We start from the raw sequence: 16,675 nt of genomic DNA on the forward strand, positions 1-16,675 counted from the left end.
GGGAAGTGAGAGGGCGCGGAGTTTAGCGGTGGTTGATAATGGTTATCAACAACTTGATCGCTTTTGTTGCGCGGCAATCAACGGCGCAAGTGCTTGAGGAGCTTTTCAACAGCCTGCGCCGCATCGATCTGGGCGGTGTCGACCGTCAATGGCGCGTCATCCCAAGGTTCGTATTCATGAACCAATACCGACTGCCAGCTCGGCGCAATTAGCCCTGGAATATCGCTCTCACGGCTTTCGACGCGGCGTTGGTGCTCACGCGTATCAGAGCAAACGATTTGGATATCGACCAACGCCACCCCCGCCGTTGCGGCAGTTGCTCGCCACGCCGCGCGGCTTTCCTGCACCGGGTTCACGCAGTCGGCGACCACCGTATGCCCCAACTGCAAGTTGCTCAAGCCCAGAGCGTTCGCCACGCCATAGCCGCTGGCGCCCGGCACCACAGCTGCATCGCGAAGCGCTTGCTCGATGACATCGATGCGCAGGTAAACCGCATTGAACCGGCGTGCCAGTTCGCGGGCAATCGTGGTCTTGCCGGTGCCGGGCAAGCCGCTGAAGACGATAAGCATGGTTCGGTCCTTCGATAGTTCACAGGGGCGCGTTCAGGGTATCCTCCACTTCCTCCACAGGTCGACCCCAGGACACTCCATGCCCTTGCAGTTCGTAAAAATGCACGCCCATGGCGATGACTTCATCATCGTCGACCGCCGTGGCCTGGACGACCCGATCACCCCACAGATCGCCCGCCGCCTGGGCAATCGCCACACTGGCATCGGCTTCAATCAACTGGCCGTGGTGCTTGATTGCGAAGATGCCGTCGCACGTATCAAGTTCTGGAACCCCAACGGCACAGCGCTGCAAACCTGCGGGAGCGCCACCCGAGGCGTGGCCGACCGTTTGATGCATGAAATCGGCGGCGATTCGGTTGTGCTGCGCACTGACCGTGGCCTGCTGACCTGCGTGCGCGAGTCGGGGCGGCGGGTGTCGGTGAACATGGGCGAGCCGTCGTTGGACTGGGCATCAGTGCCGCTGGCCGAGGCCATGGACACGGGCACCTTGCCGATCGACGGCAGCCCGGCGGCGTGCAGCATGGGCAATCCCCATTGCACGTTTTTTGTCGACGACATCAACGCCATCGATGTGGCGGCAATAGGCCCGGCGTTGGAACTTCATCCGTTGTTCCCGGCCAGGACCAATGTGCATTTTGTGCAGGTGCTGGACCGTGGGCATATCCGCCTGCGCATCTGGGAGCGTGGCGGTGGCGTGCCGTTGGGTTCCGGTTCGTGCTGTTGCGGGGCGGTGGTCAATGGCATCCGGCGCGGCTTGCTGGATGCCACGGTGCAGGTGCAGTGCGATGGCGGCACGGTCACCGTGCACTGGGCGGGCGAGGGCGGCGTGGTGTTGACCGGCAGTGTCGAGCCGATCATGCAGGGCAGTGTCTATCTGTCCTGAAACTTCACCGTAAACGTGGTGCCGGTGTTGGCGCAGGAACTCACCGCCACATCGCCGCCATGCACTTTGGCCAGCTCGCGCACGATATACAGCCCCAGGCCCACACTGCGTACGTCACTGCCCTGGTCGGTGCCGCGGGTCATGGGCTCGAACAGCCCGGTCAGCAAGGCTTCGGGAATTGCCGGGCCGTGGTTGTGCACAGCGACTTCACACGCGCCATCACCCAGGTTCGAGGTGATGGTGATGGGTTGCAGCGGGTCGCCATAAGCCACGCTGTTGGCCACCAGGTTGCCGATGATCTGCTGCACACGGTCTGCGTCCAGACACGCGCCGCCACTGCCTTTGGCCTGATGCTCCAACGTCGCTTTGGGGAATGCCACACGCAGCTCATCCACCGTGCGATGAATCACGTCATGCAGGTCCAGCGGCGCCGCCTTGATGCTGATGCCCTGGCCGACCCGGGCCTGGGTGAAGTCCAACAGGTCGGCAATCATGCGTTGGGCGCGTTCGGATGATTGGCCGATATGCCCAAGTAGCTGGCGTTCTTTGGCGGTGCGCTCGCCACGGTTGAGAAAGTCCGACGCCATGCGGATCGCCGTAAGGGGGTTTTTCAGGTCATGGCTGACAATCGCAACCATCTGCTCGGCAAACAGTGCGCGGCGCTGGGCAATGGCGTAGGCCTCGCTCAGTTCGGCCTGTGCCTGGTGCAGCGCCAGTTCGGTAGCGGTCTTTTCCTGCAGCAGCGCTTCGGCCAGGTTGCGTGCGTTGAGCAGCTCGCGCTCGTACTTGTCCCGGTCGGTGGTGCCGAACAACGCCAGGTCGTGCACTACAGCGCCGGCCTGTTCGCGTTTGTTGCCGTTGAGCAGCACGGTCACCTTGTGCCCGTCGTGGTGCAGCATGTCCAACTTCACTTCGGTGACGCTGCCGTGCATGCGTAGCATCGGCGCCAGGTGGGTCTGGTGGAAGATCCGCCCGCCTATGGTCAGCAGGTCCTGGAAGCGATGGCCGCACAACTCGGCATTGCTGAACCCCAACCAATCACTGAAGCGCGCGTTGGCTTGCAGGATCGTGCCGTCTTCCGAGGTGACGGCCAGGGCGCAGGCGGCGCTGTCGAACAGCTCAGTGGGCACGGGAAACCGCCCAAGGCGCGAGGAATGCGTCCATGGCCGCCGCGCAGGCTTGCGGCGCGCTCATGTGCGGGCAGTGGCCGACGTTAGCCACCAGGCAATAGGTGCTGTTGGGCAACACGCGGTGCAGGTATTCGCCCACGGCCACGGGGGCAATCAGGTCGTCGCTCGATTGCAGGATCAACACCGGGGTGGTCAGGCCGATCACGTCCTGGCGGTTGTCGGACATGAAGGTGACGCGCGCGAATTGCTTGGCGATGTCCGGTTCGGTGCGGCAGAAACTGTCGGTCAGTTCGTCACTCAGCGCTGGCTGCCCAGGCGCGCCCATGATCACCGGGGCCATGGCGCTGGACCAACCGAGGTAGTTGCTGTCGAGGGTGTCGAGCAGGTCGTCGATATCGCTGCGCTTGAAGCCGCCTACGTAGTCATCGATATCGATATAGCGCGGTGAGGGACCGATCATCACATGGGCAGCGACACGGCCGGGGCTCAGGCGATCGGCGAGGGTGCCGATCATCGCGCTGACCGAGTGCCCCACCAGAATCACCGGGCCTTCGGCATAGGCGTCGATGATTTCGTTGAGGTCGCGGGCGTAGCCTTCCAGCACGTTGTATTTGGTCTTGTCGAAGGCGCTCAGGTCAGACAGACCGGCGCCCACCAAGTCATACATCACCACGCGAAAGCGGTCTTCAAACTGCGGTGCCAAGTATTTCCACATGGCCTGGTTGCAGCCGAATCCATGGGAAAACACCAGGGTCGAAGCCCCACGGCCCATCACAGTAACGTTGTTGCGGTGGCGTAGGTCCATGTGGGTCCCGAAATTATGGCGTATTGCTATATACGCGGCAGTTTAGATAGTCATCGGCGTGGGGTCACGCGTTATAGCGCTGATAAGGTAAAGTCGGCGCCTTCAGGAAGAAACTTCAGGTAACAAACATGATGCGGTGGTTACGGCAATCTCTCTCGATTCTGCTGGTAGTGGTGTTCACCAGCCCGTTAATCAGCGCCCAGGCTGACACCTCGCCGATTGGCATCGCCCTTGACCAGCGGGTGATAGACCTCACCAACACCCTCGACACCAGCACCACCACTCGTCTGAAAGAGCAGCTCGCCGCCCTCGAACAACGCAAAGGCGCCCAGGTGGCCGTGTTGCTGGTGCCCTCCACTGGCGAGGCGAGCATCGAGGATTACGCCAACCAATTGTTCCGCGCCTGGAAACTGGGGCGCAAGGACGTCAACGACGGCATCCTGCTGGTGGTGGCCAAGGCTGATCGCAAGGTGCGTATCGAAGTGGGCTACGGCCTGGAAGGCACCGTCACCGACCTGTTGGCCCACCGCATCATTGAGGAGCACATTACGCCGGCGTTTCGTCGGGGCGACTACGCGGGCGGCATCAGCCAAGGCGTGGATGATCTGGTCGTGCTGGTGGACGGCGGAGAGTTGCCTCAGGTGACAGGCCCCGGCGTTGCGCCCGAGGCCATCGCGGTGTTGCTCGCGTTTATCGTTGGTGCGATTGGCGGCGTGCTGATGGCCGCGCGAAAGCTGGGTTGGCGCGGGGCGTTAATCGCCACGGCCGCCGTCACTGTGTTGCTGGCGGTGTTCGCCGGTGGCCGGGAATGGCCGGTGTATCTGCTGGTATTGCCGCTGAGCATCCTGATTGGCGGCGCCACCTTCGGCGCATTGTGGCTGGCGCGCACGGCGTTCTACTGCGTGATGGGGGTGCTGGCCTATGTCGTCGGTGTGGTGATAGCCAACCGGTTTGTAGAGGTCAGTTATGTCCATTGGCTGGTCTGGCCGTTTGGCGGGGCGTTAGTGCTGGGCTTATACCTTGGGTTGTACTTCGTCATCAAAGCATCCTGGAAAAAGAGCCCGCGCTTTTTCCTCCTGCGTGCGTTGGCGGTCACGGCTGTCTACGTTGCCGCAGGGATGCTGCTGGGGCACGGTTACCAGGGCTGGATCGTGGCGATCCCCGTGGCCTCCTTCGTGGCGTTTATTGTGTTTGTGCAGAGCATTGCCAGTTCCGGGTCGGGTTCGAGTCGGAGTTCCGGTTCAAGCTCCAGCTCTAGTGGCTCCAGCTCCAGCAATTCCTCGGGGGGCGGCGGTTCCAGTGGCGGCGGCGGGGCTTCGGGGAGTTGGTAAGCCTGACGAGGCCCTGACCGTTACAGCTGTTTAGAGAGAAAAACGCGGCTGCTGCCTTGGGGCGCGCAGGGTATTTCTCCAAACCGCACCCATCCATTTTTCTCGTAAAACCCCGGCGCCTGAAAGCTAATGGTGTACAGCACCGCATTCAGGCAGCCCCGACGCCGAGCTTCGTCTTCAAAAGCTTTCAGCAACTGGCTGCCGAGGCCCGTGCCACGCAGGGAGTCGGGCAGGTGAAACAGGTCAAGGAAGGCCATGCCGAACGCTGTTCTACCCGTAATGCCTCCCAAGACTTCCTGGGTGTGCGGGTCTCTGATCAACACCGTCAAAGGGCGCCGGTCATGGTAACCGGCGGCCTGTTCGTTGAAGGCGGCCAGGCCGCTACTCAGGATACGCTCGGCGTCGGGGTTGGGTTGGTCGCTGATTTCAATCTGAGCATGCTGCATCGCGATGGCGTCCGTGTTGTGCCTAACCTTGGCGCTGGCCCGTGGTTCAGTGGGGCGAGGCGTCTGATGAGTGTTCGGGTGATGCTTGTCCTGTTTTGTTTCCAGAGGGCGTTGCAGCGTCTGTTGCCGGCGCCGACTTCCTGGGTGTGCGAATCGCGTTGCTGCTTTGAGTGAGCACACAGTAGTCGGAATGTTCCGGCCACTCCTTGAGCGTTTTGTTGATCAGGCGGGTTGGGCACAAAAGCAGCACATCGCCGAAGGAAAACAGTGGGAATGCCGATACCACCGGTTGTCCACGCAAGGTCTCGACATTGCCCCACACTGCGCTTTCGAAGTCTTCCTTGGCGTAGGTTTTCGTCAGCAGGAACCTGGCCTCGACCACGGTGTGCGCGTCCATGACACGTGCTGCCGCGTAAACGATTGTCGCAGGGCTCCCCGGCGAAATACCAATCACCATGCTCCCGGTAATGAGCACTGCCAGCAGGCACAGGCCCAGGCGCTTGAACAGGTCAGCCTTGCTGACATAGAACACCACCACGGGCGTTAGCGTGACGCTGGCGGCGAACATCGAGATGAACATCAACTGCCTGACGGCTTCAGGCGTGTCCTCGCCCGTATAGGCTTTCAGTACAAGGCTGGCAGGAAACACCGCGGAAATCACTGTACTGACCAGCAACAATGCCACCATCAACATGAACCAGCAGCGTAGGGACCAGCTATTGGCATTGCTGGGGCTCGCCATGGTTGCGCATGTGTCGACCGCGACCCTGAATGTCTTGGTTGCCAGCAGGGTGCCTAGTGACACAACGAGCCAGAGCAGTGTCCAGCCGAGTTTTTCCCCGTCACTCAATGCAGGTCCTTCAAAGATCTGCCACAGCAATAGCAGGATGCCTGTCAGCACAGGCAGCAGAAGCAGACCCACCAACCGGTTCTGCAGAGAGGTGATGTCATTGAACAAGGACACCGTGAGCCCGAACAGTACTGTGGTTGAGAGCAGAATCAGCAGATATACGCCAAGCATGCCGATCACTGTTGCCAACCAGGGGATCAGCGCGGACTTTGCCTCAATCGCGGCAGCCATCACATCCGGCCGGCCAATCGCAGTGGCATAGGTCGACAGCGTATAAAACCCCAGCAAGGTGCCCATCCCGGCGAAAATAACGCTAAGGGGCGCCCAGTAGGTCAGGACCCGTTTGAGGTTTTTTTTCAGGGCTTGTTGAAAGGTCAGCGGTCTTGCGTGAATCACGTCGTGGTTCCTTCACGGGTGGTCGATGAGCAGGATTCAAGGATGGCTGAGGCGCATCACCATCTCATGCCACGCCATCCCGCCGTGATCCGAAGGCGAAGGCCGAACATAGGTGTAACCCAGCCGCGCGTACAACGGCACATGCCGCTCCTTGCACATCAGGTGAATGGTTCGTTTGCCTAGCGTCTCCATGCGCTGCACAAACTCGCTCATCAACACCGTGGAATAGCCGTTGCCCTGATGCGCTGGGTCGACCACCACCGACATGATCACCACATTCGGCGCCTCGGGTGCATGCCCCACCAACTCCTTGAATGCCTCGTCCGACATCACCACTTCATGGGCGCAGCCACTGTTGATAAATCCCACCACCTCGCTATCGGCTTCAAGAATCAGGAAGCCTTGCGGGTACAACGCAATGCGCGTGGCGATCTTCTCCAGGGTCGCGGCTTCGTCGCCTTCGTAGGCAGTGATTTCTATCTCAAAGCAACGGGCAGCGTCGGCGGGGAGGGCGTTGCGCAGGGTGAGGGCGGGCATGCAGGTTCCTGGGGCATTGATTGAAAGGGCACATGATAGATACAAACCCGCCACGTGGCACAGTCTACGGTGTATGTCGCGACATCCTGACTGTTGCACTGCCCCCAGCATCGCGCCACTCGATCGCGCTAATATAAAAAACCACGTCTGGCTCCAAGGTATCGATCAAGCCTTGAAGTCACCAACACGCATAAAGGAAGGACCCTGTGCTGGAAATAAAACGCGCCACCCCCGAAGACGCCAACGCCGCTTTTGACATCCGCCGCGAAGCCATCCGCAGCCAATGCATCGGTGCCTACACCGCTGAGCAAATGGCGCTCTGGACTCGCGGCAGTGCCGACGATGGTTACAGCACGTTGATGGAAAAACCGTTTTACCTCGGCTGGGTAAACGATGAACCGGTCGCCACCGGCATGCTCGACCTCGACAACAATGAAGTGGGCGCGTTGTTTGTACTGCCGCAGTTCACCGGGCGTGGGTACGGCAAGGCGATGCTGGATCATCTTGAGGCGCTTGCGCGGGAACTGGAGTTAGCAGAGGTGGTGCTGGATGCGACATTGAATGCGGCGAGTTTCTATCGGGCATGCGGCTACGTGGGGGAGCAGCCGGCGATCTACCACTCGCCGTCGGGGCTGGAGTTGGCGTGTATACCGATGACTAAGCGGATTGAATGAGCAGCGCTACCCAATGAGGGGCTTACTGGCGATAGCGGTGGTTCAGGCAACAAAGCTCTCGACACTGTCCTTGCCCCTCAACAGGTACGGAAGGCCGCGCGCAGCCCCTCTATAACCGCGTCAACCGAGTCCCCATGAACCTGCGGCGGCACCCGACTTTCCCCAAATTCGCGCCACACAAACAGCGTCAACTCGGCGCCGTCGGTCTGCGCCTGCGCATGGCCGGGCGCGGCAAAGCTATGCAGCAATCGATAACGCTCATCCCGCCAGAACGCATCTTCCACCCAGTCATACACCGGGATGAAATGAAAATGCAGCGGGAACCCAGGCATATGCCCGTAGCGGCTGATGTACAGCCACTTGGGTTCGAGTTGGGCCTCCATGACCCGCTGGGTCCTGGCCAGTAACCCACCCAGTTCGGCCAGTGCGGCTTCCGGCATGTCGGCCAGGGAATGAATACGCGCCTTGGCACCCAGCATCAGGTAGCCCGGCAGTTTTGACGCCAGGTGATGGTTGAGCTGCCAGTGCTCGGTCTCAAGCAGGATGTAAGCAGGGTCGATCTGCATCAGCGCGCATCCACGGGAACAAGACCGGCAGGATAACAAGCGTCGCCACCTGTATCCCACAAAAGCATGGGATCTGTGTCTGTCGCCTACCGTTGCAGGCCGATAGCCTTCCTCCACCACAACTCACGACTGAGCCCCCCATGAACCTCACCGCTGTCCCCTTTGGCACCACCGACTGGTCCGCCATCGACCCCGTCGTTTACCCCGGCGTTACCGGCCATGCGCTGTGGCGCACCTGCCATTTCGGAAACACTCGTGTACGCATGGTGGAGTACACCCCCGGCTACCTGGCCGATCACTGGTGCAAACGCGGGCATGTGTTGTTGTGCCTGGAAGGCGAGTTGGACACGGAGTTGGAAGACGGCCGTCAGTTCACGCTGACGGCCGGGATGAGTTACCAGGTAGGTAATGACATGGAAGCGCATCGCTCATCGACGAGCGTTGGGGCGAAGCTGTTTATCGTGGATTGATGCAGCACGGTCAGTGCATCTTGCTGTGGTCCATATGGCTATGGTCCACACCATCCAAACCACGTGCTGGCGCGGTCACTTCGACGGTCTGCTGTTCACCCTTGGCGTTTTCCACCGTCAGGGTCAGCGGTACTTGGTCGCCTTCCTTGATCTGCCCGGTCAGGCCCATCAGCATCACGTGGTAGCCATTCGGGTCGAGTGTGACGGCCTTGCCTGCGGGCAAGGCCACTGCGTCTACCGGGCCCATGCGCATGACGTCGTCTTTCATGCTCATTTCATGGATCTGCACGTCCTTTGCCACCGGCGATGCCACACGCAGTAACTTGCTGTCGCTGTCGGCCGTGACGGTCATGAACGCGCCGCTGGACGGCTGGCCCTGCACCGTGGCGCGCACCCAGGCGTCGGTCACTTGCACCTGGGCGCTGGCGTGGGCGGCGAAACCCAAGAGGGCGAGGCCGAAGGTGAAGCGCTTGAGGTGTTGAACGGCAGTCATTAGCAGACCTCCATGACGGTGAGCAGGTCTTCTGCGCACTCTTTTGCGGTAAGGGATGCTTGCAGGCCCAGGCGCAGGTTGCCGCGCGTGTCGAAGACGAAACTGGTGGCCGTGTGGGACAGCGTGTAGGTGTCGCCGGCGGGGATCTTTTCATAAAAGATCCCGAACTCCTTGGCGGCCACGGCGATTTCTTCGGGGGTGCCGTACAGCGCTTCGAAGCTCGGATCGAAGGCCTTGACGTACTTGTCGAGAATCTCCGGTGTGTCGCGTTCCGGGTCGAGGGTGATAAAGATCACCTGCATGATCTCGCCGTCGCGGCCCATCAGCTTCTTGGCTTGGGCGGCGCGGGCGAGGGTGGTCGGGCACACGGCCGGGCACTGGGTGAAGCCGAAGAACACCACCGGCATCAGGCCACGGTAGGAGCTGAGGGTGACGGTGTCGCCCTCGGTGTTCTTGAGCTTGAAGGTGCGGCCCATGATCTTGTCGCTCAAGTCCTTGCCGTACTTGAAGTTCAACCTGGGGCTGTTGTCACAACCGGTCAGCAGGCCCAGACCCAGCAGGCCCATGCCGGTCAGGACCTTGCGGCGGGTGAATAACGTACTCATCAACTGTGCATCCTGTGAAACGCCTGCATTGCTCTGGATCTACACATCAGGCTTTGAAAAGGAGTAAACGAGGAGGGCGCCAAGTCTACCAACCCTGGCGATGGCACGTAATCTGCGACGTTCTGCCACAGGGGGCCGCCGTATTTCATCCCTTTGCGGCTTCGGTGGTAGAGTCGCCGCCATGAAATCGAGCCACCCCGACCGTTCGCCAATCGTCTGGACCCTGTACTTCTGCGTACTGATGAACCTGTTCGTGTGCGGTTTGGGCCATGGCCAGATGATGGGCCAGGAGCTCAATGGGATCGGCGGCGCGTTCTGTTCGGTGGACGGTAAGCAGACGCCACTTTCCGACAAAGGGTTGGGCAGCCCGTCTTCCAGCAACATCTCGAACTACTTTGCCTGCCCGGTGTGCGCCGCCCTGACGGTCGCCCTGGTGTTCCTGATTGGACTGGCGTGGCTGTTGGGCCTCGGACAAACCCCGCGCCCGGCCCGTGAACAACGCAACAAGGCGCCGCCGCGCCATGCCTGGCCCTCGGCCAATCCCCGCGCTTCCCCCGCATTCTGACGTGTGCCTTGGGCTTCCTGTGACCAGGAGGCGTTCTATCGTCACGACTGTGAGTGCATTTCATGAACCAACAATTGCCTGCAGGCGCCAGTCGCCTGATCAGCAAGGCGTCCCGTCGCCTGCGCGCGGAACCGGCGCGGGCTGAATACCCGAGTAACTCCCGCTGCTTCGTGCACCTGGATGCACGCCTTTTGCCCTACTGGCACACCCTGTTCGATATCTGCCCAGCGCTGCTAAAGCTCGACCCGCCCGAGGGCTTGAACCTGTTCCGCAGCTTTATGACCTGGGCCTATCGCAACCAGCCCGCGCAGGATTGGACCTACCACCTGAATGTGTGCCGCTGGTTGCTGAGCTCGACGTATCGCCAGCACATCGACGATGAGCCCATCGAAGCGTTCATGGCGGCCGCCGCAGCGTGTTGGGTCAACACCGATACCAGCCACGCGCAGGGGGTAGTCCTGGCCTGGCAATCGATGACGGTGTTCGATTGCAAGCAAGCGATGTTCGCCGACGCTGCACCCTCAGCCTTGCCACCCTCGCCATGGGATTTCGCCTGGTGCCCGTTGAATGCCCAAGGACGCTTCAACGACTGGTTGCCTGTGCCTTGATCGGTATCAAGGCGCGTGCGTATTGCGTTGGCACTAAATGGTGCAGCACATCGCAGCGTCGGTGGCGTGGCCCGGAACAGCGCGCGCTGACTGACAGGCTGCGTTGCCGATTACGGTTGAGCTGTCAGCTGCCGGTGCGTGGTTTTGGCTGACGGTCTTTGTCTTCATCATCGCGGTCATCAGCCTTGGGAGTTTTGTCCGGCTGTTTGACGGTGTCCTGGCTTTTTTTGCCGCTGTCGGCCGGGCTGCTCGGGTACGTGCCGGGTGGCAGCGCGGAGCCTGCAGCCCCGTCGCCTGCAACAGCATTGGCTGCAGGTGTCGGGTTGTCGCCGAAAGCGGCGAGGGCGGGTTGGCCTGAAAGAGCCGTCAGGCAGAGTGCAAGCACGATCCTTTGTCTATTCGTCATGATTCAATCCTCTTGATTCATCGAACACACCCGTGGACTTGTCCACGGGTCGACGGGTGCGTCACGCAGCCATTGGCTTGTCCGCCATCGCCTTCTTATGCGCGGCCTTCATGGCTTGCATTTGTTCACCCAGTTCTTCCAGTAGAGCTTTGCCCAGCAGTTTCTTAGCTTGAGGAAACATCTCGGTTTCCTCTTCTTCAATGTGGTGTTCCAGCAGTTCCTTGACCACCTTCACCCGACCGGAAAACTCGGTGGTGGACGGCTCCGTCTGCTTCAGGTCAGGCAGCACCAGCGAGTCGACGGTGCGATGCTCTTCCTTGGCTTCGTGGTACATGATGTCCTGCTCCTTGCCGCCGGCTTTTCGGAACGCCGGGTACAGAATCTCTTCTTCAAGCTTGGTGTGCAGGCTGATTTCCATTTCGAGTTTAGCCAGCAACTCGGTGCGCTTTTTAACCCCGCGTTCGGTGGATTCGCTCAGTTGGGTCAACAATGCTTTAACACGTTCATGGTCGGCTTTGAGCAGGTCGATGGCATTCATGATGAAACCTCACAGTCAGGGTACGGGCGCGTCGAGGTGCGCGCGTTGTCTGGTAGGAAATTGCATAAGTCAGACCATCATGGATGATCGGTTAAACGTCATTCGAATCAATAAGTTGAGATTGATTTTAGAAAACCTGTGTCGTGCAGCTTGCATGGTCGGTCCCCAACCAGGTTGCATTAAACCCGCTTCTACCTGCGCACTGGACAGACGGAGGTGGCTCGGCATGTGCCGCAACCATTGGGCGAGAGCGCCCTGGCGTAATTTCGATGGAACCCTTGGGGGGAATGCTTGACCTAACCCTTAGACCTCAGGAGGTGAATCATGGAAATAAATTATGTCTGGATCGGTTTGGCGGTAATTCTGCTGCTCTTGGAATTGTGGGCAATTAACGTCGTATTGCGCAGTACCGGTGGCTGGGAGACCAAGGGGCTGTGGCTGGTGATCCTGATCTTTGTGCCGTTGCTGGGCCTGATTGCGTGGGCGATGTTCGGGCCCAAACGCGAGATGCCGGAACACCGCAAGAGCTGACGCCTAAGGCCGTTAGCAAACAGGCGCCCTATGGGCGCCTGTTTACGTTCAGGTGCCGGATATCAGCCAGCCAGCGCCTTGGCAATCGCCTCATTGAACGCCGGCAAATCGTCGGGTGTACGGGAGGTGATCAAGGTCCAGCCATTGGCGTTGCATTGCTTGACCTCGGCGTCGACCCAACCGGCAGCGCCGGCGTTTTCCAGGTCGATGCGGACGCTTTTGTAGGAGGTCAACGTCTTGCCTTTGATTACGCCCGCGTCGATCAGCGTCCACGGCCCATGACAAATGGCCGCAATGGTTTTGCCGTCGGCGGCGAAGTCCTTGATCAAGCGCAGCGCCGCTGCGTCCTGGCGCAGGGTGTCGGCGTTCACGGTACCGCCGGGGATCACCAGCGCATCAAAATCGCTGCTCTGCACATCCGACAGTTGCACCTCGGATTCCACGGTCCTGTCCTTTTCGGTATCACCGACAAACGTTTGGGTGCTGCCGCCCTTGCTGGAAGCGTGGGTCACCGTCGCGCCAAAACCGCGCAGCGCTTCCAGGGGCTTGAGCAACTCGTCGCGCTCGATGCCGGTGTTGGAGGTGATGATGAGGATTTTCTTTCCGTTGAGTTGCGAGGTCATGGTCGAGTGTCTCCTGGGTGAAGGGGGTTAATGGTCGTGTCTGGCCTGTCGCTTCCTGGCCATTTCAGCTTCGCCGATACCTGACTGTTGAGGGCGCGCGTGGGCAAAAGGTTTAAATTTTTTTGCGCCGATTTCTACGCTGAAATTTCCTTGAACTATCGAAATACCCAGGGCTCTGCTTCACACAGGACGCGATTTTTTGTGCGCCCTTAATTGCTTGGAGAGATACCGTGGCCGCTCCCATAACTGCCGTTAAAACGCCTGACCGTATGAGCTCGCAAGAGGCACGGAAAAGTGCAGACTCAGCCGCCACGGCTGATCGCAAGCGGGGTCAATAAGCATGGCGCGCGCGATTACCGCTGCTGAATTGGGGATCGAACTCAAGCCTGACGACGACAGCGGCTTGTTCAAGTGGTTTATCGCCAGTTTCCTGATGGGCAAGCGAATCCAGGCACCCATTGCCGCACAGGCATACAGGGTGATTGTGGAGCAGCAGGGGCGCGACACTGCCCGCAAGTTGCAGCACTGTACGTCGCGAGAGTTGGTGGCAATGCTGGGGCGTGCCCATTACGTTCGCTACGACGAATCTACTGCGCAGCGGCTGCTGGACCTCAGCGCGAAGCTGAACGCCGATTACGGGGGAAAGATCACTCACGTACGTCGCGCCAGTGCAGACCGCAAGGCGTTTGAGAATCGCTTGGCCGAGTTCGATGGCGTAGGCCCCAAGACCATCGAGATTTTCATGCGCGATGCGGCGGCGGTGCTGTTTTGACGGGATTGTTGTACGTCGGCTGTGCGGGCTGGAGCTTGCCGCGTGAGCACTGGCCGGCGTTCAGCGACGCGGGCACGCATTTGCAGCGCTACGCGTCGCGCTTTAACGCGGTGGAGATCAACAGCTCGTTCTATCGTCCACACCTGCCGAAAACGTACGCACGTTGGGGCCAATCCGTGCCGTCTGCGTTTCGTTTTTCGGTGAAAGTGCCCAAGCGTATTACCCACGAGTTGGGCCTGCAGCGTTGTGAAGCTGCGCTGGATGAGTTTCTCGAACAGTGCGCGCCTCTGCGTGAACACATGGGCTGCCTGCTGGTGCAACTGCCTCCCTCATTGAGCTATGAGCCCTCCAGTGCTAGCGCCTTTTTCATGGCTGTTCGCCGATGTTTTGCCGGCAATGTGGTGCTTGAGCCGCGCCACGCCAGTTGGCTGGCAGCTGAGGCGATGTTGCAGGATTTGCACATAGGACGGGTTGCAGTCGACCCACCCGTGATCGACGCCACGCCCACCTGCGCGGGATGGCAAGGCGTGCGCTATTGGCGCCTGCACGGATCACCGCGCATCTATCACAGCGCCTATGGCCCGGAGCGTGTACTCGGGTTCGCAAGGCACCTGAGCCGGTCGGCTGCAGATGGCATTCCTACCTGGTGCATTTTCGACAACACCGCCAGCGGCCATGCGGTGGCCGATGCCCTGTACCTACTCGACCTCAACCCGCAACACTTCCAACCCTAGCTGCTCGTACGCCTCCACACTCGGCACATGCCACTCGGTAATCAACGTGTGAATCCGGCTGCACGGCGCCACCACAAACGGCTCCACCGCGCCGAGTTTGTCCGCCATGGTCACCGCGACCACCTGGGAGGCGCTGTCGAGCAAGGCTTGCTTGACCGCGACTTCATCAAAGTGCAGCGAGCTGATGCCTACTTGCGGATGCAATGCGCATACGCCGGTAAACAACAGGTCGGCCTTGATGCTCTGGATCAGGCGTACGGCTTCGTGGCCGCCGGTGGACAGCGTGGCCGGGTTGAGTTGGCCGCCGGCCAGAATCACGGTCACATTGGGATGGTCGGCCAAGGCAATGGCGATCATCGGTGAGGTTGTGACCACCGTCAGCCGGATCGCGCGCGGCAATGACTGGGCGATCTGCAGCGTGGTCGAGCCGGAATCGAACAGCACAATCTGGCCGTCTTCCACCCTCTGTGCGGCCAACTGCGCGAGTTGGCGTTTGGCGTCATTGGTCTCGCCGACCCGGGTGAAAAAATCTTTGCCTGTGTCCTTGGGCCGAGGCAGGGCGCCGCCGTGTACGCGCTGCAACAGGCCGGCGGCGGCGAGTTCGCCAAGGTCACGGCGGATGGTGTCCTGAGACACCGCAAAGTGTTCCACCAGTTCCGAGGCGGTGACTTTGCCATCACGCTCCAGCAGCAACAGAATCTTCTGTTTGCGGAGGGAAGGCAGGTCGATGGCTTGATGAGTGTCGTGCATGTTTTTGCGCTTTTTTGCGGGTTTGTGCGAGATTAGTCGCCCGTAGATATAAACGCAATCACTGGTTGAGCGACCGTGGTGCGGCTACTCTCTGCGCTCAGTTCAGGGAGAGGTGACCTAGATGTCGTTGATCACAACCATCGAAGATTTACGCAAGCTGGCGCAAAAACGTGTCCCAAGGATGTTCTACGATTATGCCGATTCCGGCTCCTGGACTGAGAGCACCTACCGGGCGAATGAAAGCGATTTTGCCCGGATCAAATTCCGCCAGCGGGTGGCGCGCAACATTGATGAGCGCTCGATCCGCACCGCTATGATCGGCCAGGACATGGCCATGCCCGTGGCCCTGGCTCCCACCGGCCTTGCGGGTATGCAGCATGCCGATGGCGAGATTCTCACCGCCCGCGCTGCCGCCAGGTTCGGCCTGCGCTACACCTTGTCGACCATGAGCATCTGCTCCCTTGAAGACATCGCTGAACAGGTGGGCCAGCCGTTCTGGTTCCAGCTGTATGTGATGCGTGATCGTGGCTTCGTCGAGCAACTGATCGAACGCGCCAAGGCCGCTGGCGTAGATGCGCTGGTGCTGACCCTGGACTTGCAGATCCTGGGGCAACGGCACAAGGACCTGATCAACGGCCTGTCTGCGCCGCCCAAACTGACCCTGCCGAATATCCTCAATATGGCGACCAAACCGCGTTGGGTGATGGGCATGCTCGGCACCCAACGGCGCGGTTTCGGCAATATCGTTGGGCATGTGAAGGGTGTGGCGGACATGAGTTCGCTGTCGTCCTGGACCGCCCAGCAATTCGACCCGCGACTGAGCTGGGACGATGTGGCGTGGATCAAGAAATGCTGGGGCGGCAAGTTGATCATCAAGGGCATCCTCGATGTCGAAGACGCACGCCTGGCGGCTGATTCCGGTGCGGATGCCTTGGTGGTGAGTAACCACGGTGGCCGTCAGTTGGACGGCGCGCCGTCGAGCATCAGCCAGTTGCCGGCGATTGTCGATGCGGTAGGCGAGCGTATCGAGGTGTGGCTCGATGGCGGTATTCGTTCCGGCCAGGACGTACTCAAGGCGATGGCGCTCGGCGCTAAAGGCACCATGATCGGTCGTGCGCATTTGTATGGTTTGGGTGCGATGGGTGAGGCGGGCGTGACCAAGGCACTTGACATCATCGCCCGTGAATTGGACGTGTCGATGGCGCTGTGTGGCTATAACGATATACGCGATGTGAACCGTGAGATTTTGCTGCCGGGGACCTTTCCCGAAAGCATTGTTTGAGCAAAAAAATCGTAAAAATACGAAAAGAGTTGTCCACGAAAACCGTGGGTATCTCTGTGGATAACTTTGCAAGACCCCGGCGGGTATGGCGATTTAGGCCGCGGTCAATAT

At 60.2% G+C, this 16,675-nt stretch carries 23 protein-coding genes; 10 read left to right on the forward strand and 13 right to left on the reverse strand.

Annotated elements, in window-relative coordinates; all coding sequences use genetic code 11:
* Nucleotides 1-77: 77 nt before the first annotated feature.
* The gene (locus tag ACVWXD_RS07665; RefSeq protein WP_122681818.1) at nt 78-569 is read right to left on the reverse strand and encodes an AAA family ATPase; all 492 of its coding nucleotides are present in this window, start codon (nt 567-569) and stop codon (nt 78-80) included.
* Between the two features lie 79 nt (nt 570-648).
* On the opposite strand from ACVWXD_RS07665, the gene dapF reads away from it, so the two are divergent.
* Nucleotides 649-1,452, forward strand: coding sequence for a diaminopimelate epimerase (gene dapF, locus ACVWXD_RS07670; protein WP_339482914.1), 804 nt, complete (start codon nt 649-651; stop codon nt 1,450-1,452).
* Here the strand turns inward: dapF and ACVWXD_RS07675 are convergent.
* A complete protein-coding gene (locus tag ACVWXD_RS07675) occupies nt 1,440-2,582 on the reverse strand; it encodes a PAS domain-containing sensor histidine kinase (RefSeq protein ID WP_260368066.1) in 1,143 nt (380 codons plus the stop codon). The two genes, dapF and ACVWXD_RS07675, sit on opposite strands and share 13 nt — an antisense overlap.
* Nucleotides 2,572-3,387, reverse strand: a complete 816-nt coding sequence (locus tag ACVWXD_RS07680; RefSeq protein ID WP_260368067.1) for an alpha/beta fold hydrolase — start codon at nt 3,385-3,387, stop codon at nt 2,572-2,574. The genes ACVWXD_RS07675 and ACVWXD_RS07680 overlap by 11 nt, the downstream gene beginning before the upstream one ends.
* Nucleotides 3,388-3,515: 128 nt before the next feature.
* On the opposite strand from ACVWXD_RS07680, the gene ACVWXD_RS07685 reads away from it, so the two are divergent.
* Nucleotides 3,516-4,718, forward strand: a complete 1,203-nt coding sequence (locus ACVWXD_RS07685) for a TPM domain-containing protein (RefSeq protein ID WP_457370828.1) — start codon at nt 3,516-3,518, stop codon at nt 4,716-4,718.
* Nucleotides 4,719-4,738: 20 nt separating this feature from the next.
* Here the strand turns inward: ACVWXD_RS07685 and ACVWXD_RS07690 are convergent, their stop codons facing one another.
* The 3 genes from ACVWXD_RS07690 to ACVWXD_RS07700 form a co-directional block, all read right to left on the reverse strand.
* Complete coding sequence (locus ACVWXD_RS07690) at nt 4,739-5,164, reverse strand: GNAT family N-acetyltransferase (RefSeq protein WP_032889463.1); 426 nt, start codon at nt 5,162-5,164, stop codon at nt 4,739-4,741.
* 46 nt (nt 5,165-5,210) lie between these two features.
* Complete coding sequence (locus tag ACVWXD_RS07695) at nt 5,211-6,311, reverse strand: hypothetical protein (RefSeq protein ID WP_457370829.1); 1,101 nt, start codon at nt 6,309-6,311, stop codon at nt 5,211-5,213.
* Between the two features lie 135 nt (nt 6,312-6,446).
* Nucleotides 6,447-6,947, reverse strand: a complete 501-nt coding sequence (locus ACVWXD_RS07700; RefSeq protein ID WP_401383382.1) for a GNAT family N-acetyltransferase — start codon at nt 6,945-6,947, stop codon at nt 6,447-6,449.
* Nucleotides 6,948-7,153: 206 nt separating this feature from the next.
* On the opposite strand from ACVWXD_RS07700, the gene ACVWXD_RS07705 reads away from it, so the two are divergent.
* Nucleotides 7,154-7,621, forward strand: coding sequence for a GNAT family N-acetyltransferase (locus tag ACVWXD_RS07705; protein WP_099602240.1), 468 nt, complete (start codon nt 7,154-7,156; stop codon nt 7,619-7,621).
* Nucleotides 7,622-7,698: 77 nt separating this feature from the next.
* Here ACVWXD_RS07705 and ACVWXD_RS07710 read toward each other — a convergent pair whose 3' ends face one another.
* Nucleotides 7,699-8,187: an HIT family protein gene (locus ACVWXD_RS07710; protein ID WP_457370830.1), complete on the reverse strand. Its 489-nt coding sequence runs from the start codon at nt 8,185-8,187 to the stop codon at nt 7,699-7,701.
* A gap of 140 nt (nt 8,188-8,327) precedes the next feature.
* Here ACVWXD_RS07710 and ACVWXD_RS07715 point away from each other — a divergent pair, with 140 nt between their 5' ends.
* On the forward strand, nt 8,328-8,657 hold the full coding sequence (locus ACVWXD_RS07715) for a DHCW motif cupin fold protein (protein WP_032889453.1): 330 nt from the start codon (nt 8,328-8,330) through the stop codon (nt 8,655-8,657).
* Nucleotides 8,658-8,667: 10 nt separating this feature from the next.
* Here the strand turns inward: ACVWXD_RS07715 and ACVWXD_RS07720 are convergent, their stop codons facing one another.
* Nucleotides 8,668-9,150, reverse strand: coding sequence for a copper chaperone PCu(A)C (locus ACVWXD_RS07720; RefSeq protein WP_095184506.1), 483 nt, complete (start codon nt 9,148-9,150; stop codon nt 8,668-8,670).
* Entirely contained in the window at nt 9,150-9,755 is a 606-nt protein-coding gene (locus ACVWXD_RS07725) for an SCO family protein (RefSeq protein ID WP_032889449.1), read from the reverse strand. Before ACVWXD_RS07725 ends, ACVWXD_RS07720 begins: the two co-directional genes overlap by 1 nt.
* 181 nt (nt 9,756-9,936) lie before the next feature.
* On the opposite strand from ACVWXD_RS07725, the gene ACVWXD_RS07730 reads away from it, so the two are divergent.
* Together ACVWXD_RS07730 and ACVWXD_RS07735 are read left to right on the forward strand one after the other, a co-directional pair.
* A complete protein-coding gene (locus ACVWXD_RS07730; protein WP_401383373.1) occupies nt 9,937-10,320 on the forward strand; it encodes a DUF2946 domain-containing protein in 384 nt (127 codons plus the stop codon).
* Nucleotides 10,321-10,382: 62 nt separating this feature from the next.
* A complete protein-coding gene (locus ACVWXD_RS07735; protein WP_457370831.1) occupies nt 10,383-10,928 on the forward strand; it encodes a putative natural product biosynthesis protein in 546 nt (181 codons plus the stop codon).
* Between the two features lie 124 nt (nt 10,929-11,052).
* On the opposite strand, the gene ACVWXD_RS07740 is transcribed toward ACVWXD_RS07735, so the two are convergent.
* Nucleotides 11,053-11,334, reverse strand: a complete 282-nt coding sequence (locus ACVWXD_RS07740; RefSeq protein ID WP_122681829.1) for a hypothetical protein — start codon at nt 11,332-11,334, stop codon at nt 11,053-11,055.
* A 61-nt stretch (nt 11,335-11,395) separates the two neighbouring features.
* Nucleotides 11,396-11,872, reverse strand: coding sequence for a hemerythrin domain-containing protein (locus ACVWXD_RS07745; protein WP_032889441.1), 477 nt, complete (start codon nt 11,870-11,872; stop codon nt 11,396-11,398).
* Between the two features lie 324 nt (nt 11,873-12,196).
* Here ACVWXD_RS07745 and ACVWXD_RS07750 point away from each other — a divergent pair, with 324 nt between their 5' ends.
* A complete protein-coding gene (locus ACVWXD_RS07750; RefSeq protein ID WP_095184509.1) occupies nt 12,197-12,403 on the forward strand; it encodes a PLDc N-terminal domain-containing protein in 207 nt (68 codons plus the stop codon).
* Nucleotides 12,404-12,465: 62 nt separating this feature from the next.
* Here ACVWXD_RS07750 and ACVWXD_RS07755 read toward each other — a convergent pair whose 3' ends face one another.
* Nucleotides 12,466-13,026, reverse strand: coding sequence for a type 1 glutamine amidotransferase domain-containing protein (locus ACVWXD_RS07755; protein WP_032889437.1), 561 nt, complete (start codon nt 13,024-13,026; stop codon nt 12,466-12,468).
* Between the two features lie 340 nt (nt 13,027-13,366).
* Between ACVWXD_RS07755 and ACVWXD_RS07760 the strand changes: the two genes are divergently transcribed.
* Complete coding sequence (locus tag ACVWXD_RS07760; protein WP_095184510.1) at nt 13,367-13,798, forward strand: DNA methylase; 432 nt, start codon at nt 13,367-13,369, stop codon at nt 13,796-13,798.
* A complete protein-coding gene (locus ACVWXD_RS07765) occupies nt 13,795-14,532 on the forward strand; it encodes a DUF72 domain-containing protein (protein WP_401383364.1) in 738 nt (245 codons plus the stop codon). Before ACVWXD_RS07760 ends, ACVWXD_RS07765 begins: the two co-directional genes overlap by 4 nt.
* Here ACVWXD_RS07765 and ACVWXD_RS07770 read toward each other — a convergent pair.
* Nucleotides 14,497-15,282, reverse strand: coding sequence for a DeoR/GlpR family DNA-binding transcription regulator (locus ACVWXD_RS07770; RefSeq protein WP_032889432.1), 786 nt, complete (start codon nt 15,280-15,282; stop codon nt 14,497-14,499). The genes ACVWXD_RS07765 and ACVWXD_RS07770 overlap by 36 nt on opposite strands.
* Nucleotides 15,283-15,403: 121 nt before the next feature.
* Between ACVWXD_RS07770 and ACVWXD_RS07775 the strand changes: the two genes are divergently transcribed.
* Nucleotides 15,404-16,564 carry an alpha-hydroxy acid oxidase gene (locus tag ACVWXD_RS07775; protein ID WP_032889430.1) on the forward strand — a complete coding sequence of 387 codons (1,161 nt, stop codon included), beginning with the start codon at nt 15,404-15,406 and terminating at the stop codon, nt 16,562-16,564.
* The last annotated feature ends 111 nt before the right edge of the window (nt 16,565-16,675 follow it).

The organism is Pseudomonas sp. TE3911 (assembly GCF_054062775.1).

Coding starts and splice junctions, on each gene's coding strand:
- ACVWXD_RS07665 (WP_122681818.1), bottom strand. CDS start 569: ATGCTTATCGTCTTCAGCGGCTTGCCCGGCACCGGCAAGACCACGATT.
- dapF (WP_339482914.1), top strand. CDS start 649: ATGCCCTTGCAGTTCGTAAAAATGCACGCCCATGGCGATGACTTCATC.
- ACVWXD_RS07680 (WP_260368067.1), bottom strand. CDS start 3,387: ATGGACCTACGCCACCGCAACAACGTTACTGTGATGGGCCGTGGGGCT.
- ACVWXD_RS07685 (WP_457370828.1), top strand. CDS start 3,516: ATGATGCGGTGGTTACGGCAATCTCTCTCGATTCTGCTGGTAGTGGTG.
- ACVWXD_RS07690 (WP_032889463.1), bottom strand. CDS start 5,164: ATGCAGCATGCTCAGATTGAAATCAGCGACCAACCCAACCCCGACGCC.
- ACVWXD_RS07695 (WP_457370829.1), bottom strand. CDS start 6,311: ATGGGCACCTTGCTGGGGTTTTATACGCTGTCGACCTATGCCACTGCG.
- ACVWXD_RS07700 (WP_401383382.1), bottom strand. CDS start 6,947: ATGCCCGCCCTCACCCTGCGCAACGCCCTCCCCGCCGACGCTGCCCGT.
- ACVWXD_RS07710 (WP_457370830.1), bottom strand. CDS start 8,187: ATGCAGATCGACCCTGCTTACATCCTGCTTGAGACCGAGCACTGGCAG.
- ACVWXD_RS07715 (WP_032889453.1), top strand. CDS start 8,328: ATGAACCTCACCGCTGTCCCCTTTGGCACCACCGACTGGTCCGCCATC.
- ACVWXD_RS07720 (WP_095184506.1), bottom strand. CDS start 9,150: ATGACTGCCGTTCAACACCTCAAGCGCTTCACCTTCGGCCTCGCCCTC.
- ACVWXD_RS07725 (WP_032889449.1), bottom strand. CDS start 9,755: ATGAGTACGTTATTCACCCGCCGCAAGGTCCTGACCGGCATGGGCCTG.
- ACVWXD_RS07730 (WP_401383373.1), top strand. CDS start 9,937: ATGAAATCGAGCCACCCCGACCGTTCGCCAATCGTCTGGACCCTGTAC.
- ACVWXD_RS07735 (WP_457370831.1), top strand. CDS start 10,383: ATGAACCAACAATTGCCTGCAGGCGCCAGTCGCCTGATCAGCAAGGCG.
- ACVWXD_RS07740 (WP_122681829.1), bottom strand. CDS start 11,334: ATGACGAATAGACAAAGGATCGTGCTTGCACTCTGCCTGACGGCTCTT.
- ACVWXD_RS07745 (WP_032889441.1), bottom strand. CDS start 11,872: ATGAATGCCATCGACCTGCTCAAAGCCGACCATGAACGTGTTAAAGCA.
- ACVWXD_RS07750 (WP_095184509.1), top strand. CDS start 12,197: ATGGAAATAAATTATGTCTGGATCGGTTTGGCGGTAATTCTGCTGCTC.
- ACVWXD_RS07755 (WP_032889437.1), bottom strand. CDS start 13,026: ATGACCTCGCAACTCAACGGAAAGAAAATCCTCATCATCACCTCCAAC.
- ACVWXD_RS07760 (WP_095184510.1), top strand. CDS start 13,367: ATGGCGCGCGCGATTACCGCTGCTGAATTGGGGATCGAACTCAAGCCT.
- ACVWXD_RS07770 (WP_032889432.1), bottom strand. CDS start 15,282: ATGCACGACACTCATCAAGCCATCGACCTGCCTTCCCTCCGCAAACAG.
- ACVWXD_RS07775 (WP_032889430.1), top strand. CDS start 15,404: ATGTCGTTGATCACAACCATCGAAGATTTACGCAAGCTGGCGCAAAAA.